This window comes from Sphingobacterium lumbrici (assembly GCF_006476045.1).
Taxonomy (GTDB): Bacteria; Bacteroidota; Bacteroidia; order Sphingobacteriales; family Sphingobacteriaceae; genus Sphingobacterium; species Sphingobacterium lumbrici.
The window spans coordinates 184,121-200,408 of the sequence record NZ_SRZY01000027.1 but is presented as its reverse complement, the minus strand read 5'-3'; the positions used below and the strand labels follow the sequence as shown (position 1 = coordinate 200,408).

Here is a 16,288-nt window from a genome sequence, read left to right as displayed (position 1 = left end):
AGATTAGCGCTCAATATCTTTTAAGCTATTCATTTTCTTGTATTCCAGGAATCCTTTGATATCTTCAAAGTGCTCTCGTACGCGTTTATTTCCAAATTCAAACACTTTTTTGGCCAATCCATCCAAGAAATCCCTGTCGTGAGATACCAAGATTAAGGTGCCATCGAATTCCTGTAAGGCATCTTTGATAATGTCTTTTGTTTTCATATCGAGGTGGTTGGTCGGCTCATCGAGAATCAATACATTCACGGGTTCTAACAGTAGTTTAATCATTGCCAGACGGGTTTTCTCGCCACCCGATAAGACTTTCACCTTTTTAGTCGTATCATCTCCACTAAACATAAATGCGCCCAGTAGATCCTTTATTTTAACACGCACATCACCAACTGCAATTTGATCGATTGTTTCAAAAACGGTCAATTCTTCATCCAATAAAGCCGCCTGATTTTGTGCGAAATATCCAATTTTAGCATTATGACCAATTTTGAGTGTGCCTTCAAAATCAATTTCACCCATAATCGCTTTGATCATCGTGGATTTACCCTCCCCATTTTTACCCACAAAAGCGACCTTTTCACCACGTTCGATTACCATGGCCGCATTCTCGAACACAACATGATCCCCATACGCTTTAGTCAGCTCTTCCACGATTACCGGATACTGACCAGAACGAGGAGACGGTGGGAACTTCAAATGCAGAGCCGAAGTATCTACTTCATCGATCTCGATAATCTCCAGTTTTTCCAACATTTTGACCCGGGATTGCACCTGCAATGTTTTCGAATAAGTGCCCCTAAAACGATCTATAAATTCTTGATTATCGGCAATAAAACGTTGTTGCTCCTCATAAGCCTTGAGCTGATGCTGGCGGCGCTCTTTGCGCAATTCCAGGTAGTGGCTATATTTCGCTTTATAGTCATAGATTCTACCCATAGTCACCTCGATGGTGCGATTGGTAATGTTATCTACAAAGGCACGGTCGTGAGAAATAACAATAACAGCTTTAGCAGCATTCAATAAGAAATCCTCCAGCCATTGAATACTCTCGATATCCATGTGATTTGTAGGCTCATCCAGAAGAATTAAGTCGGGCTTTTTTAATAAAATTTTAGCCAGTTCTATACGCATACGCCATCCGCCCGAAAACTCCGATGTCTGACGTGTGAAATCCGTACGTTCAAATCCCAAACCTTTTAATACCTTTTCTACTTCAGCATCGTAGTTCGTATCTTCGATCGAATAGAATTTTTCACTCAGTTCCGAAACACGTTCGATCAATTTCATATAATCGTCGGTTTCATAATCCGTACGTATATTCAATTGTTCGTTTAATTCTTCCAGCTCATCACGCATATTATAAACCTCCTCAAAAGCTTTAGAAGTTTCTTCAAATACCGTTACGTTATCGTGTGTTAGTAAATGCTGTGGTAAGTAAGCAATAACTGCGTCTTTAGGCCCCGAAATATTACCTGAGGTAGGTTTTGCTGCTCCGGCTATTATTTTTAATAAAGTTGATTTACCGGCGCCATTTTTACCCATCAGGGCTATTTTATCATTTTCATTGATAGAAAAAGACACGTCACTGAAAAGCGTTGTTCCGCCAAAAGAAACACAGATGTTATTTACGTTGATCACTATATATTCGTCTTAAAAATTTGCTGCAAATATATAGGAATCTGATTAGTTTATCATATTTTAAAGCAAAAGGGTTTAGATATCACATCTAAACCCTTTCTTACTTCTTTATTATCGTATCCTTTTTTCTGTTTCCGTGTTTCTTTTTCGAATTAGCCGTGTTGCTTGTTCTTTACAGATACGTTAAAGAAGTCTTTTATCTAGAAGATGTGTGTTCTCCACAGCATCTGATTTTGTACTTCTTTTAGTATTATAACGTCACGCTTTTAAAGTTATTGTATGCAGCAATAAAAAATATACTGTGTATTCGATATACATTAGTTTATTTAATATTCAGTTTATGTTCGATTCGTTGAATAACCCTCAATATCCCAGTTACGTATCTAGGATGAGCCTCCTGTTCAGGATTTGATTATGCAGCAAGACGATATTTGTATGAATGCCACGCAAAATATAGCTTTATACAAAGAAAACCTGAAGCGGGGAACTTCAGGTTTTTCTAACTAACCAATTATTAACCTAAATTATGAATACTATATAAACGATGGGATCTGTCCGAATATTACACCTTCAGTCGGAATTAACAAAAACTTAACATTCTATTTCAGCACCAGTGCCTTCACAATCGGTATATCCTTCTGCCCAGTCGTAATTTGTGACTGTCCGAAATATCCAGGATCACCAGTATATCGCGGTCTCCTTCAATAAATTGATACTTGAAATTTAGTTATCCATCAGTAAATTATTCGTAATTTGCCTATATGGTCAACAAACCCATTGTTTGATTGTAATTGCTTATTTACACACTTTACAGGATACTGCCAATATATAATAAACTGCCTGTAGTATGCAACACACTACTTGCAGTACGTAATAAACTCATGGCAGTATCAATAAAACTAAGTGTAGTTTTTCATAAACGACATGTAGTCCGGGACGTACTATGTACCTTCCTAAAAAAACTATATGTTGTTTATCACACCCGCCCCTGCGTTTGTCCTTTGAGACCAGTAAGATTTTGTTCAGGTTCCGTGGACAATAGTAATCGATCTTGCCAAACTACATGGAGTGCAGCTTTCCTTCGTCCACATAGGCACAGTAGGTCGAGTCTGCGATACTCAAGTTGTCTATTACCCGGGGTTTGAGGAGCAGTCTCTGAAAAAGTGTGCCAAGAAAGTCTAATAAATAGGCTTTTAGATGTGTTTTTATTTGCTTTTTTTGGTAAAATATGGCTTAAATTCACAAAAAAGGCCTTATCGCATGATAAAGCCTGTATATGAGCGGAGAGCGAGGGATTCGAACCCCCGAACCTGTGACAGTTAACGGTTTTCAAGACCGCCGCATTCGACCACTCTGCCAGCTCTCCGCGACAAAAGTAGAAATTCTAAGTAGATGTACAAAACTTATTTTATTCTTTAAGTTTTACTCCTTGAAAATGAGCTTGATTAATTTTTGGAAGCACATATATCGTCAAATTATTTTCGCAAAAAGGGCATTTCAGCTGAAAAAGTAATACTTCGTACATATATAGCTAGTCCTTGGAGGGATAGATTCTCATTACAAATTATAGTTTGCCAATAAATTAGAAATACACTAATTTCACCCCAATATGACAACAAGTAGAAGAACGGTCAAGAAAAAGCAAAAATCTGATAAAGAAGTACAACGGATTTATTTATTCTGGAGTATTGTGATTCCGGCTATTCTTATTATCCTGTTTGCTGCTTACTACTATCGCGGGGGAATCCGATTTTTTGTGAAGAATATTTTTGAAAGTGGATATACCAGTGACAGCAAAGAGATCGATAAACATAATGAACGTAATATTTATCTGATGTCTAAATTCGATGACAAAATATTTGGTATCGATATCAGTGAATACCAGGGTAATATAGAATGGGTGAGTGTGAATACAATTAATGATCGCTTTCCCATTGATTTTATTTTCATTCGTGCTACCATGGGGACAACAGCTGTAGATAAAAGATACAAGTCGAATTGGAAAAGTGCTGAACGCCGTGCTAAACTTAGAGGAGCATATCACTACTTTCGTCCGAATGAAAACTCAGTGAAACAGGCTAGAAACTTTATCAAAACCGTAAAGTTGATGCCGGGGGATCTTCCTCCGGTGCTAGATATCGAAGAACGACCCCGAAAGCAATCTATGGATAGTCTAAAAGTAGGATTAAAGAGGTGGTTGGAAACCGTAGAATCACATTATAAAGTTAGACCTATTATCTATTCAGGAGATAGCTATTACACTGACTTTCTAGAGCATGAGTTTGCCGATTATACACTATGGATCGCCAACTATAATTTTTGGGTGGAACGCCCGAAGAAGCATTGGAATTTTTGGCAGTTTTCGGAGAAAGGAAGTGTCAGGGGAATAAGAGGGAACGTAGATTTGAATTTATTTGACGGCAACATTGAACAATTGGAACGACTGTGTGTTCCTTTCGGTAATTGATATATACATAAGATCGGTAATAGAAAACGGATAGACATGGCTAGTTTTAATGAAATAATTCAAAAGAGCACAATCGTATTAGTTGATTTTTCTGCAGAATGGTGTGGCCCTTGTCAAACATTGGCTCCCATTTTGAAAGAGGTAAAGACGCATTTTGGTGATAAGCTATCAGTAATTAAAATAGATGTTGATAGAAATCAATCTCTGGCTGCAAATTTTAAGGTTCAGGGTGTCCCTACGTTAATACTATTTAAAAACGGTATCCAAATATGGCGTCAGAGTGGATTGCTGCTACGATCGGATCTTACCACTCTTATTGAGAAACAATTGGATTAATCAATATCGAAAGACATTGAACTGTTGTGATCTTTAATTGTTGAGAACGCAATTTTGTCAATACGATTACCATCCATATCGATTACTTCGAAACGATACCCCTTGAAAGTAATGACCTCACCTTCAATGGGTACGTGATCCAGTAAAAGGAATACCAAACCACCAACAGTGGTGATATTCCCAATTTCTTCTTCATCCTCATCTGAAAGTTCAATTTCAAATTTTTCAAAGAAATCGTCCAATTGATAACGACCATCTATTATAAATGAACCATCTTCCCGTTGTCGGAATAATTTGTTTTTGGGTTCATTCGCATTGTCATAACTTCCTACTAGGCCAGCTAATATATCTTTCATGGTAATGATACCCTGGGGACTGCCATATTCATCTATTACGATTGCCTGTAATACATGTGCATTTTTTAGGATTTCAAGCACATTGTAGATACTACTATTCTCGTTGACGAAAGGGATAGGCTGAACTAATTTTTCCAACTCTATTTCTGTACCGTTAATGTAACTTTTCAGAAGTGTTTTGGTATGCACAATGCCCTTTATATTATCAAAGTTGCCATCACATACCGGGTACTCCGTGTGCTCGCTTTCCAAGATGTTTTTTTTGTTCTCTTCAAAGGTGTTCTCTAAATCCAAATACGTAATGTCACTGCGGTGTACCATCATATTGATAGCCCGCTTGTCGCCAATATTAAGTAACCTATCCACCAAATCGTGTTCGAACCCTTCAATTACCCCACTGTCAACTCCTTCGTCAACCAATGCTTTAATTTCTTCTTCTGTGACCGTATTTTTAGATACCTTGATATTTAATAATTTAACAAGGAAATCGGTTGATATGCTTAGTAACCATACAAATGGTTTAACGACCTGACTCAAGACTGTCATTGGAATAGCAATGATAGCGGAATATCTTTCGGGTATAGCCATGCCAAGGCGTTTTGGGACCAATTCGCCAATAACCAAAGAAAGATAAGTGATGACAAATACCACCAATATGATCGATAACTGATCGCTATATGGAGCTAAATAGGTGTTCTGATTAAATATCTCGGATAAGTAAGAAGAAATAACTCCCCCCGAAAAGAATCCCGTTAGAATTCCGATTAAGGTTATACCAATTTGTATCGTAGATAAAAACTGATTTGGGTTTTCTTTTAGTTTGATTGCAGCCTTTGCACCCGGACTTTTAGCACTTGCAGCCTGCAATCGGGCCTTTCTACTTGAAACAATAGCGATCTCCGAAGCCGACAGAACACCATTAAATAAAATTAAAACGAGGATAATAACTATCTCAGTAATCATACGGTATGTTAAAGTTGATTCAACTCCTCTAATTTACTAAATCTATGTTACAGTATTCTATTTTTTTATATTAACGCAAAAAATGTGCAATCGTTTGATTGAAAAAAATGTTTTTGATAATGCTCGTAATTAGTGATATTGCGTTGCAAAATGAAATTAAGAAAACTTAAACCTTGATAAATTCCATGTCAATTTACGATTTTAATAAAATTATAGGAATAGCGGAACAATTTGATTTAAATGGGGTAATATCTGATGCTGAGAGATTTGGGTCTGGTCATATAAATGATACCTTTAAATTGACGACAGAAAATTCGGAGGATAAATCGTATTTGTTGCAAAGGGTAAACCATGATATTTTTAAAGATATCTCTGGTTTAATGAATAATATCTATTTGGTGACCACTCATTTGAAGAATCAGTTCAAAACGAAGGGTATCTCCGATATCGATAAGTACACATTGACAATAATACCTACGAAGGACCGTAAGCTGTATTTTCAGGATGACGAAGGAAATTATTGGAGGCTATTTATTTTATTATCGGATACAAAAAGTTACGATATCGTAGAAACGGCAAAGCAGGCTTATTCTGGTGGACAGGCATTCGGTCAGTTTCAAAAACAGCTAGCTGATCTGGATGCTACTGAATTGGTAGAAATCTTGCCAAATTTCCATAATATCGATTTTCGGATCCAAAATCTGAAAAAAGCAATCTTAAATAATAAGGCCAATCGCCTAGAGCAAGTTCAAGACTTGTTGGATTATGTATTTGAACGGGAATTGAAGATGCGTCGTATATTAGATTTAGCCGCTAACGGGGATTTACCATTGCGAATTACACATAATGACACGAAATTCAATAACGTTTTATTAGATCAAAATGACAATGTGCAATGCGTCATCGATTTAGATACAGTGATGCCTGGATATGTGGCGTATGACTTTGGAGATGCAATACGTACGATAATCAATTCCGCAGCCGAAGATGAAATTGATGTAGACAAGATCGTATTAAATATTCCGTTGTTTAAGGCTTATGCAGAAGGTTATCTGAGCGAAGCAAAAGAGTTTTTAACAGATAAAGAGATTGAATCCTTAATGTACGGTGTCTTATTGCTGCCTTACATGCAAGCTGTCCGCTTCTTGACTGATTATATTGATGGAGATACGTACTATAAAGTCCATTATCCAGACCACAACTTGGTACGTGCAAAAGCGCAATTTAAATTGGTGGATGAATTGGAAAAACATGAGGAAGAATTGAGAAATATTTTGGAACTTAGCCTTGTCGCCCAGTAAAAAATATGAATGCTAACTTATGTCTACACTTGTTGTAAAAAAAATAAACGAAATAAAAGGAACTGATTTCTTTTCGATCCGGGAAGAAATAAAAGACCTTTCTTGGAATTCAATAGCTGCATCTCCATGGAAGATAGACTTTCCATACAGTCCGGTTGTTGAGTTTCAAATCGCGCATACTGATTCTTTTGTGATCTTGCACTATGCTGTAGAAGAGGAATTTTTGAAAGCACAGTATATTGGATCAAATGAAAACGTATGGGAAGACAGTTGTGTCGAATTTTTTATTTCCCTGGATAATAAGCAATCTTATTATAATTTCGAATTTAATATTCTGGGTACGGGGCTTATTGGATACGGTACTGCCGTGAAATCTGAGCGGAAAAGATTGGATGGAGCGGTGATTGATACGGTGAATACATACACTTCTGTCCGCAAAGTTGATGGACAAAAGAAATGGAACTTGATTTTACAGATACCAAAAACCATTATAGATACCACAGCATGGAGCGGTAGAACGGTACATGCTAATTTTTATAAATGTGGAGATGAGCTACCACAACCTCATTTTATCGCATGGAATAATATCGATTATCCCACTCCGAATTTTCATCTCCCTGAATTTTTCGGAGATTTGATTATAGAATAGTTTTTTAATCTTTTTTGTCCTCACCGCCGGACAGGCTCATTCTTTTTTTATAAAAAGAATCAAAAAATCATCGCTGTACCCATTTGCCACATTGGGTAGTGCCTCCTCCTGCTATCGGCAAATGGCTAAGGCGATATTAGTCGAATTTGTAAGGATAGTGCATTATTATATTTCATTTTATACTTCAGCAGAATTTAAAAGGACGACCTAGGTCGATGTAGCGTTAAGAAAGCTTTTGGATTTGCGTTAAGAACAGATCCCCGAAGCGAAGCGGCTTGGAGCTGTTTAGTAAATCCAAAAGCTTTTAGCGTAACATTGACCCAGTCTTGATTTTTTTGCTTCGTTTTTTTATCAAGAAAAAAATGAAGGCCATGTCGTGGCAACGACGGAAAGGTAATACGAGGGACATTATCAAAATTGAATAAAGAATATGTTCCTTTAATAGCAGCAGCCCCCCTTAAAAACTTACTAAACCTTAATCTCTTTTTTCTTCGCTAAACCTGATAAGTAAAAGTACCCTAGCGATCCCGATACGAGGGAACCTATGAGTACTGCTAATTTAGCTTCTTCCACAAGAATAGGATCGTCAAAGGATAGCATGGATACAAAAATCGACATGGTAAATCCGATCCCTCCCAAGAGTCCGACACCAAATAGATGTTTCCATCTGGCACCATCGGGCAACTTTGATAGACCTGATTTAATGCAGATCCAACTTGTACCTAATATACCCAGCGATTTCCCAACAATTAAACCTACAATAATACCTAACCCCATAGTGGAAGTTAAGCCGCCAGCCATTTCACTATGAAGGGTGATAGCAGTATTGGCAAAAGCAAAAATCGGAATGATAATGAAGTTGACGGGTTTTGCTAAAAGATGCTCTAATTTTTCTAATGGAGATTCTTTGTCATCATCGGTCGTCGGCAAGGTCATTGCCACTAATACACCGGCAATGGTCGCGTGGATCCCCGAGTGATGAATAAAATACCACATAAACAGACCCGGAATAATATACGCAAGAAGGCTTTTTATGCCTATTTTATTAAATATTAGTAATAAAATGAAAATTCCACCTGCATATAACAGATAGGTGAAATGTAAATCAGATGAGTAGAACAATGCAATGACCAGGATCGCCAGCAAATCATCTACAATAGCCAAAGCAGCTAAAAAGATCTTTAAGCTAGCTGGAACCTTCTTACCTAACATCGAAATTACAGCTAGTGCAAATGCGATATCAGTTGCCATTGGAATCCCCCAGCCATGTTGTGTAAGTGGCTGACTGAAATTGAAAGCAGTGTAAATTAAAGCGGGTAATAACGCCCCTCCGAATGCGGCAAAGATCGGTAACGCCGCTTGTCGGGGAGAGGACAGCTCGCCTTCCACCAGTTCACGTTTGATCTCCAGACCAACAAGAAGGAAGAATATGGCCATTAAACCATCGTCTATCCACTGCTTTATACTGTAATTTAATTGGATACTTTCATTTTCAAAACCTACTTGGGTTGCGAGCAGGCTATTCAATCCCTCTGCCATTGGCGAATTAGCTATAAGCAGGGCTAAGATCACGCATACAAATAGAATAATACCACCACCTGTGCTAGAGGCTAAAAATTGTTTAAAGGAGCGTAAATTTATTCGTTTATTCATCTATTAATTCTTATAAAGAAACCATTTCAAAAGTTCTTTGTAGGAAGGTTTCTTTCCGTACATTAAAATTCCAACTCTGTAAATACGAGCGGCAAACCAGGTCGTGAGTACAAATCCTCCGATCAATAATACGGCAGATACGATTAATTGCCAAGTTGGCACACCAAAAGGTACACGTACTAACATGGCTATAGGAGAGGTGAAGGGTATAAAACTTAGCCAGGTGGCTATGCTGCCGTGTGGATCATTGATCAATACACCAAATGAAAGGGCATAGGTTAACAACAAAGGCATCGTAATTGGCATTGTAAACTGAGAAGCTTCTGTTTCGCTATCTACTGCAGATCCTACAGCTGCAAATAAGGCGCTATAGATAAGGTATCCGCCGATGAAAAATACAAAGAAACAAATAATGAGTTCGGGGAAATTGATAGATTGCAGGGCTGAATAGAGTTCTATTTGTGAAGAGGAATCAGCAGCTTGTGATAGTGATTCATGTTGCGTCATCTGACTCATTAAATCTTCTTTGGATACCAAAAATGTAGAAGCGATACCCACTAAGATAAGCGATAAGAATATCCAAAGGACAAACTGGGTTAGCCCGACCATCCCAATTCCGATAATTTTTCCCATCATTAGCTGAAAAGGTTTGACCGAAGATATAATAACTTCAATAATACGGCTATTCTTCTCCTCAATAATGCCTCTCATTACTTGGGAACCATATAAAAACAGGGAGATGTATACTAATATGGATAACGCTAATGCGATTCCCATAGCAATTTCGGTATTACTATCCCGCGTTTCTCCATTGGTTGTTATTTCTTTGGCATTAATGGATACTGAGGAATTGATATTCTTAATGCTGTCGGTATTGACGCCTAATTTTTGATAGGCATGATCCCTGACAATTTCTCCCAATTGAGACTCGACCTCCTTTTGGGTTACCACATTTGGTTTTCCGGAAGACAGCAATTCTACTTTACGCGATTCAAAGAAGTTTGTAGGGATTACCAGTATATTTGTGTTCTTTGCCGAACCTTGCAGGCTATCAATTTGATGTTGTAGTGCGTGGTTAGAGTGAGTGTATGTTAAATTCTTCGTATTCACTAGACTAGGAGCGACTGTGCCTTCCTCGTCGAATACATATACAATGGCGTGGGTATCGTCAAAGCTCTTTTTGGTAAGAATGATGACACCTATATACATACCGATGAAAAATAACGGCACCAGAAATGTTGTTAGTAAAAAGGATCTCTTTTTTACGCGCGTGAGATACTCGCGTTGGATGATTAATCGTATTTTATGCATGAGCGGCTAATGATGGAGAAGTTACTTTTTCAATAAAAATATCATGAATAGATGGGATAATCTCATGTATTTGATTTATAAATATCTGATCAGTAATTGATAAAATAATATCATTTAAATGAATGCCTTCGTTCAGTTTTAGTTGAAGTTGATGCTCTTCTGTCTTTTTATGAAAAAGTACCTGATACAGGGACTCATTTTCTAAAAAAGGCACATCACTATATTTAGGGCTATAGTCTATGCTGTAGGTCTGGTTTTTATAGGCTCTCTTTATTTCCTTTACCGATCCATCCAATATTTTCTTAGATTTATGGATTAAGGCAATACTATCACATAATTCTTCTACCGTTTCCATACGATGTGTCGAATAGATCACGGTGGTTCCTTTTTTATTGAGTTCTAAAATTTCGTCTTGAATAATCTGCGCATTAACCGGATCAAACCCCGAAAACGGTTCGTCCAGAATGATTAATTCAGGTTCGTGTAATACGGTGGCAACAAATTGTACTTTCTGCTGCATCCCTTTACTGAGGTCTTCTACCTTTTTATCCCACCAGGATTCGATATTTAATTTTTCAAACCAATATTGGATTCTTCTTTTGGCTTCTACTTTGCTGAGTCCCTTCAATTGAGCCAAATAGATCATTTGCTCCCCAATTTTCATCTTTTTATACAATCCTCTTTCTTCTGGTAGATATCCGATTGCACTGACATGATTAGGATTTAGTTGTTCGCCATTAAAATATACCTGTCCCGAATCCGGGGCTGTAATTTGATTGATGATACGGATGAGTGAAGTTTTTCCAGCTCCATTTGGTCCCAGTAAGCCAAATATTATTCCTTTGGGTATAAATAGAGATACATCATCTAGTGCCAGATGATTTGCGTATTGTTTAGTAATATTCCTTATGTCCAACATTAAGAAAACGATTAGTGAGCTAAAATAAATAAAATTCCTTATAATATCTTACCTTTGTTTATGCTTGTAAAATCCGCAGAATTTGTATGTAGCAATACAGAAGTAAGTAAATTGCCGGAGTCAAATCTTCCGGAATACGCCTTTATAGGTCGTTCGAATGTCGGTAAATCATCGTTGATTAATGCGATGACCAATAAAAAGGGGTTGGCAAAGACTTCCCAAAAACCCGGAAAAACACAGTTAATAAATCATTTTATTATTAACGATAGTTGGTATCTGGTGGATTTGCCAGGCTATGGATTTGCGCAAACGTCAAAAAAAAACAGGGCTGAATGGGGTAAGTTCATCCGCCACTATCTCACACGTCGCGAGAATCTACAATGTGTATTTGTGTTGATCGACAGTAGGCACGAACCGCAAAAGATTGATTTAGACTTCTGTTGCTGGCTGGGTGAAAAAGGATTACCATTTATGCTCGCATTTACAAAAGCCGACAAGCAATCGGGCGTAAAGTCGGATCAAAATGTAGCCAAATTCAAAAAAGCGTTGTTGAACTGGTTTGAAGAAGTGCCGCCTCACTTTGTGACTTCTGCAGAGAAAAAGACGGGTACTGAAGAGATATTACATACCATTCATGATATCAATCAAAATTTTATTTTACCGACCCATATTCCTGAATAGACTTTTATTGAATACATGAAAAAGTACATGTCTTTGGTGCTGTTTGCACACAGTATTTTTGCCTTGCCCTTTGCGATTATAGGTTTTTTCTTAGCCGTACACACGACAAATTATCAATTTGAGTGGAAATTATTTTTACTGATGTTGCTGTGTATGGTGAGTGCACGGAACGCAGCAATGGCATTCAATCGATATCTGGATAGGGATATCGATGCACTAAATCCACGGACCGCGGTAAGAGATATCCCGGCTGGAAAAATCAGCCCTATGGATGCACTCGTTTTTACGATTGTAAATTGTGTGGTATTTATGACGGCTACTTACTTTATTAATCCGATGTGTTTGGCGCTTTCTCCTGTTGCCCTTTTTGTGGTATTGTTTTATTCGTATATGAAAAGGATCTCACCGCTGTGCCATTTGGTTTTAGGATTGGGATTGGGATTGGCGCCCGTCGGGGCATATTTGGCAGTAACCGGCAGCTTTGCCATTGTCCCTGTGTTCTTTGGACTTTCTGTTTTGACATGGGTGTCAGGTTTTGATATCATATATGCGTTGCAGGATGAGGAGTTTGATCGGGCCAATGGATTGAATTCTATTCCGGCAAATTTCGGTGCAAGAAAGGCCTTACGCATTTCGGAAGTATTGCACTTTTTCTCATTGTTGTTTGTAATTCTCCCGGTCTTTTTTATAGAAGTGGGACTATTTTATTATACTGGAGTAGTGTTTTACGGACTTCTTTTGGTTTATCAACACCGGATTGTGAGTTCAACAGATTTAAGTAGGGTGAATCGCGCATTTATGACCACAAATGGAGTTGCGTCAGTTGTCTTTGCTTTTTTCTTTTTGATGGATGTCGTACTCAAACATTGGAATTTTTAAACCTGTTCTAAATAATTAATGTTAAAAATTATTGTCCTTCCATTTTGAAATATTAATATGTTCTCTGTACAATATTTTTCAATAGCATAGGAGACCTCCCTGCCGGTAGGCAGGGATAGATAAAAATGCTTTTATATGCAATCGTTATTAAATTGCATATAAAAGCATTTTTATCTAAGTTTGCAGAAATCTTAACAACTAAATGGCTAAAAATTTACTGATAGTAGAGTCGCCGGCGAAGGCAAAAACGATAGAGGGATATCTTGGAAAAGACTTTTTAGTAAAGTCTAGTTACGGACATATCCGTGATTTAGTGAAAGGTGACGATGCTATAGATACGGAAAATAAGTTTAAACAGAAATACGAGGTTCCGTCTGATAAAAAGGCCGTAGTCAGTGAATTGAAGAAATTGGCTAAAGCTGCAGAGATGGTTTGGTTAGCGTCCGATGAGGACCGCGAGGGGGAAGCTATTTCGTGGCATTTATTTGAAACATTAGGATTAAAAGAAGATAACACAAAACGGATTGTTTTTCACGAAATCACGAAACCTGCAATTCTAAAAGCAATAGATAGTCCGCGTAAAATTGACTATAACCTGGTAAATGCACAACAGGCGCGTCGTGTATTAGACCGTTTAGTCGGATTTGAACTTTCTCCTGTATTATGGCGAAAAGTAAAACCTTCCTTATCTGCCGGGCGTGTACAATCTGTAGCGGTTCGTCTTATCGTTGACCGCGAACGTGAAATTAATAAGTTTAATGCAGAAGCAGCTTATAAAATAGTAGCCATCTTTTACACCGGAAAGGGCAAAGAAATTTTTAAAGCTGAACTTTCCAAAAGGTTTGAGAGAAAGGAAGAGGCTTCTGTCTTTTTGAAAGATTGTTTAAATGCCGACTTTGTAATCAATAGCTTAGAGAAAAAACCGGCTAAAAGAACACCCTCAGCACCTTTTACAACTTCTACGTTACAACAAGAGGCTAGTCGTAAATTAGGTTTTTCGGTTGCCCGGACGATGCAAGTTGCACAGCGATTATACGAAGCGGGGCGTATCACCTACATGCGTACCGATTCGGTCAACTTATCGGATACTGCAATTCAAGCTGCTGAACAGGAAATTTTGAAAGCGTTTGGTGAAAAATACCACAAGCTACGTAAATATAAAACAAAATCGGCTGGTGCTCAAGAAGCACACGAGGCTATTCGTCCCACTTATTTTTCAGAACATACCATTGAAGGTGACGCATCAGAAAAACGGCTTTATGAATTGATATGGAAGCGTGCTATTGCTTCTCAAATGAGTGAAGCAGAATTCGAAAAAACAGTCGCTAAGGTGGGGATATCAACACGATCGGAGGAATTAATTGCATCCGGGGAGGTAATGAAGTTTGATGGATTCTTAAAAGTGTACTTTGAGTCGACCGATGAAGATCAGGAAACAGCTACAGATAATGATTCGGGCAACACATTATTGCCACCATTGGAAAAAGGTCAGCAACTTACGTTGAATGAAATGACGGCTACTGAGCGTTTTTCTCGTCCTCCTGCTCGCTATACGGAAGCCTCACTCGTTAAGAAATTGGAAGAACTGGGGATAGGTAGACCTTCTACCTATGCACCAACGATTTCGACCATCCAAAATAGGGGATATGTTGTAAAAGAGGAGCGAGAAGGGAAAATACGTGAATTCACGGTTTTAACGTTAAATAGCGGGGAAATTCAGGAAGCGATCAAAACGGAGGTGACCGGAGCAGAGCGCAACAAAATGTTCCCTACTGATATTGGTGTTTTGGTAAATGATTTTCTTGTCGAGCACTTTAAAGGCATTGTAGACTTCAATTTCACGGCTAAAGTGGAAAAGGAATTCGACGAAATCGCACAGGGAAATAAGGAATGGACGGATATGTTGGAAGGTTTTTATATTCCTTTCCATAGTGAGGTTCAAAATACATTGGAAAATGCGGAACGTGCTACCCACGAGCGGGAATTGGGTGTCGATACAATATCGGGTAAGCCGGTCAGTGTGCGTGTAGGGCGATTTGGCCCTTTGGTGCAGATTGGTACCGCTGAAGATGAAGAAAAACCTCGTTTTGCTTCTCTGCGTAAGGGACAAATGATAGAAACGATCACGTTTGAAGAAGCAATGGAACTCTTTAAGTTACCTAAAAAGGTGGGCGAGTATGAAGAGAAGGAAATGACTGTAGCCATTGGTCGATTTGGTCCGTATATACGCCACAATGCTTCATTCTATTCGTTGCCAAAGGGAATTGATCCTTTGGATGTGACACAGGAGCAGGCTATCAATATCATCAACGAAAAACGTCAAAAGGATATCGAAAAAATAATACGGGTGTTTGATGAAAATCCCGAAGCTCAAATCGAAAACGGCCGTTGGGGTCCATTTGTCCGTTTCGGAAAGCAGAACCTTAAAATTCCTAAAGGAACGGAGGTGAGTGCGATTACCTATGAAGAGGTTTTAAAATGGGCGGAGAGTGATCCAAAAGCAAAATCAGGTAAAACAACAAAGAAAACGACTACACGTAAAACAGCGACTAAAACTGCTAAAAAGAAATAGTCTACATTGGATACCTACGGGCACAATGTGCACGAATACAGATTATTAATGCATAAAATGTGTGCAATTTATTAATATATACGGATGAAACCATCATGATTTATTACAACCATATACAGGGATGAATAAATTAAAGATAAATTTATATCGATGAAAAAAGATCTTCCTGAAAATATTGTAGAGGACATTTCAGTTGCTGTTGTTTTAGAAGGCGAAACACCGGCTGTTAAAAACTGGGTCGTATATCTTATTAATGAGAAGAATGTACAACTTAACAATGTGCTCGTCAGTTCCAAGGGCTATGGAGAGAAAGATGGAAAGCCGGTTAAGACAACGACTTTACGTCATTTTATAGGAGACGTCGAAGGGAAAACATCGGCTAAAATAGAAGCGATAGATGAAGAAGTATTTGGCCTGACCAACGAATATTGGTTGAGCTATTATATCAATGGCACCATTTACGATAAAAAATATATTTTCCTTCCGGAAAGTATAGTTGATGAAAATTTATCTAAAGTTCCGATAGTAAACAAACCCGGTGTCCTCATAGGAGGAATGAATTAAAA

Annotated in this window: 13 protein-coding genes and 1 tRNA gene; 8 read left to right on the top strand and 6 right to left on the bottom strand. The window is 38.1% G+C overall.

Annotation, left to right across the window (positions count from 1 at the left end):
* Positions 1-3 precede the first annotated feature (3 nt).
* Together E4F24_RS08660 and E4F24_RS08655 are read right to left on the bottom strand one after the other, a co-directional pair.
* On the bottom strand, positions 4-1,635 hold the full coding sequence (locus tag E4F24_RS08660) for an ABC-F family ATP-binding cassette domain-containing protein (RefSeq protein WP_140938293.1): 1,632 nt from the start codon (positions 1,633-1,635) through the stop codon (positions 4-6).
* 1,281 nt (positions 1,636-2,916) lie between these two features.
* Positions 2,917-3,001: transfer RNA gene (locus E4F24_RS08655), tRNA-Ser, on the bottom strand.
* Between the two features lie 243 nt (positions 3,002-3,244).
* Here E4F24_RS08655 and E4F24_RS08650 point away from each other — a divergent pair.
* A complete protein-coding gene (locus E4F24_RS08650) occupies positions 3,245-4,102 on the top strand; it encodes a glycoside hydrolase family 25 protein (RefSeq protein WP_140938292.1) in 858 nt (285 codons plus the stop codon).
* Between the two features lie 36 nt (positions 4,103-4,138).
* The gene (trxA, locus tag E4F24_RS08645) at positions 4,139-4,438 is read left to right on the top strand and encodes a thioredoxin (protein WP_140938291.1); all 300 of its coding nucleotides are present in this window, start codon (positions 4,139-4,141) and stop codon (positions 4,436-4,438) included.
* On the opposite strand, the gene E4F24_RS08640 is transcribed toward trxA, so the two are convergent.
* Positions 4,435-5,757: a hemolysin family protein gene (locus E4F24_RS08640; RefSeq protein ID WP_140938290.1), complete on the bottom strand. Its 1,323-nt coding sequence runs from the start codon at positions 5,755-5,757 to the stop codon at positions 4,435-4,437. The two genes, trxA and E4F24_RS08640, sit on opposite strands and share 4 nt — an antisense overlap.
* A gap of 185 nt (positions 5,758-5,942) precedes the next feature.
* On the opposite strand from E4F24_RS08640, the gene E4F24_RS08635 reads away from it, so the two are divergent.
* Entirely contained in the window at positions 5,943-7,058 is a 1,116-nt protein-coding gene (locus E4F24_RS08635) for a phosphotransferase enzyme family protein (protein ID WP_235891187.1), read from the top strand.
* 19 nt (positions 7,059-7,077) lie between these two features.
* Positions 7,078-7,707 carry a carbohydrate-binding family 9-like protein gene (locus E4F24_RS08630; protein WP_140938289.1) on the top strand — a complete coding sequence of 210 codons (630 nt, stop codon included), beginning with the start codon at positions 7,078-7,080 and terminating at the stop codon, positions 7,705-7,707.
* Between the two features lie 468 nt (positions 7,708-8,175).
* Here E4F24_RS08630 and nhaA read toward each other — a convergent pair whose 3' ends face one another.
* The 3 genes from nhaA to E4F24_RS08615 are packed head-to-tail and all read right to left on the bottom strand — an operon-like array spanning position 8,176 to position 11,590.
* Positions 8,176-9,360 (bottom strand): Na+/H+ antiporter NhaA, encoded by a 1,185-nt coding sequence (gene nhaA, locus E4F24_RS08625; protein ID WP_140938288.1) that lies wholly within the window; start codon positions 9,358-9,360, stop codon positions 8,176-8,178.
* 3 nt (positions 9,361-9,363) lie between these two features.
* On the bottom strand, positions 9,364-10,671 hold the full coding sequence (locus tag E4F24_RS08620) for an ABC transporter permease (protein ID WP_140938287.1): 1,308 nt from the start codon (positions 10,669-10,671) through the stop codon (positions 9,364-9,366).
* On the bottom strand, positions 10,664-11,590 hold the full coding sequence (locus E4F24_RS08615; protein WP_140938286.1) for an ABC transporter ATP-binding protein: 927 nt from the start codon (positions 11,588-11,590) through the stop codon (positions 10,664-10,666). The genes E4F24_RS08620 and E4F24_RS08615 overlap by 8 nt, the downstream gene beginning before the upstream one ends.
* A 60-nt stretch (positions 11,591-11,650) precedes the next feature.
* On the opposite strand from E4F24_RS08615, the gene yihA reads away from it, so the two are divergent.
* The 4 genes from yihA to E4F24_RS08595 all read left to right on the top strand — a co-directional run bounded on the left by yihA (position 11,651) and on the right by E4F24_RS08595 (position 16,286).
* Entirely contained in the window at positions 11,651-12,271 is a 621-nt protein-coding gene (gene yihA, locus E4F24_RS08610; RefSeq protein WP_140938285.1) for a ribosome biogenesis GTP-binding protein YihA/YsxC, read from the top strand.
* Between the two features lie 15 nt (positions 12,272-12,286).
* Positions 12,287-13,150 (top strand): 4-hydroxybenzoate octaprenyltransferase, encoded by an 864-nt coding sequence (locus tag E4F24_RS08605; protein WP_140938284.1) that lies wholly within the window; start codon positions 12,287-12,289, stop codon positions 13,148-13,150.
* Between the two features lie 202 nt (positions 13,151-13,352).
* On the top strand, positions 13,353-15,722 hold the full coding sequence (gene topA, locus E4F24_RS08600) for a type I DNA topoisomerase (protein WP_140938283.1): 2,370 nt from the start codon (positions 13,353-13,355) through the stop codon (positions 15,720-15,722).
* A 150-nt stretch (positions 15,723-15,872) separates the two neighbouring features.
* On the top strand, positions 15,873-16,286 hold the full coding sequence (locus tag E4F24_RS08595) for a hypothetical protein (RefSeq protein ID WP_140938282.1): 414 nt from the start codon (positions 15,873-15,875) through the stop codon (positions 16,284-16,286).
* Positions 16,287-16,288 lie beyond the last annotated feature (2 nt).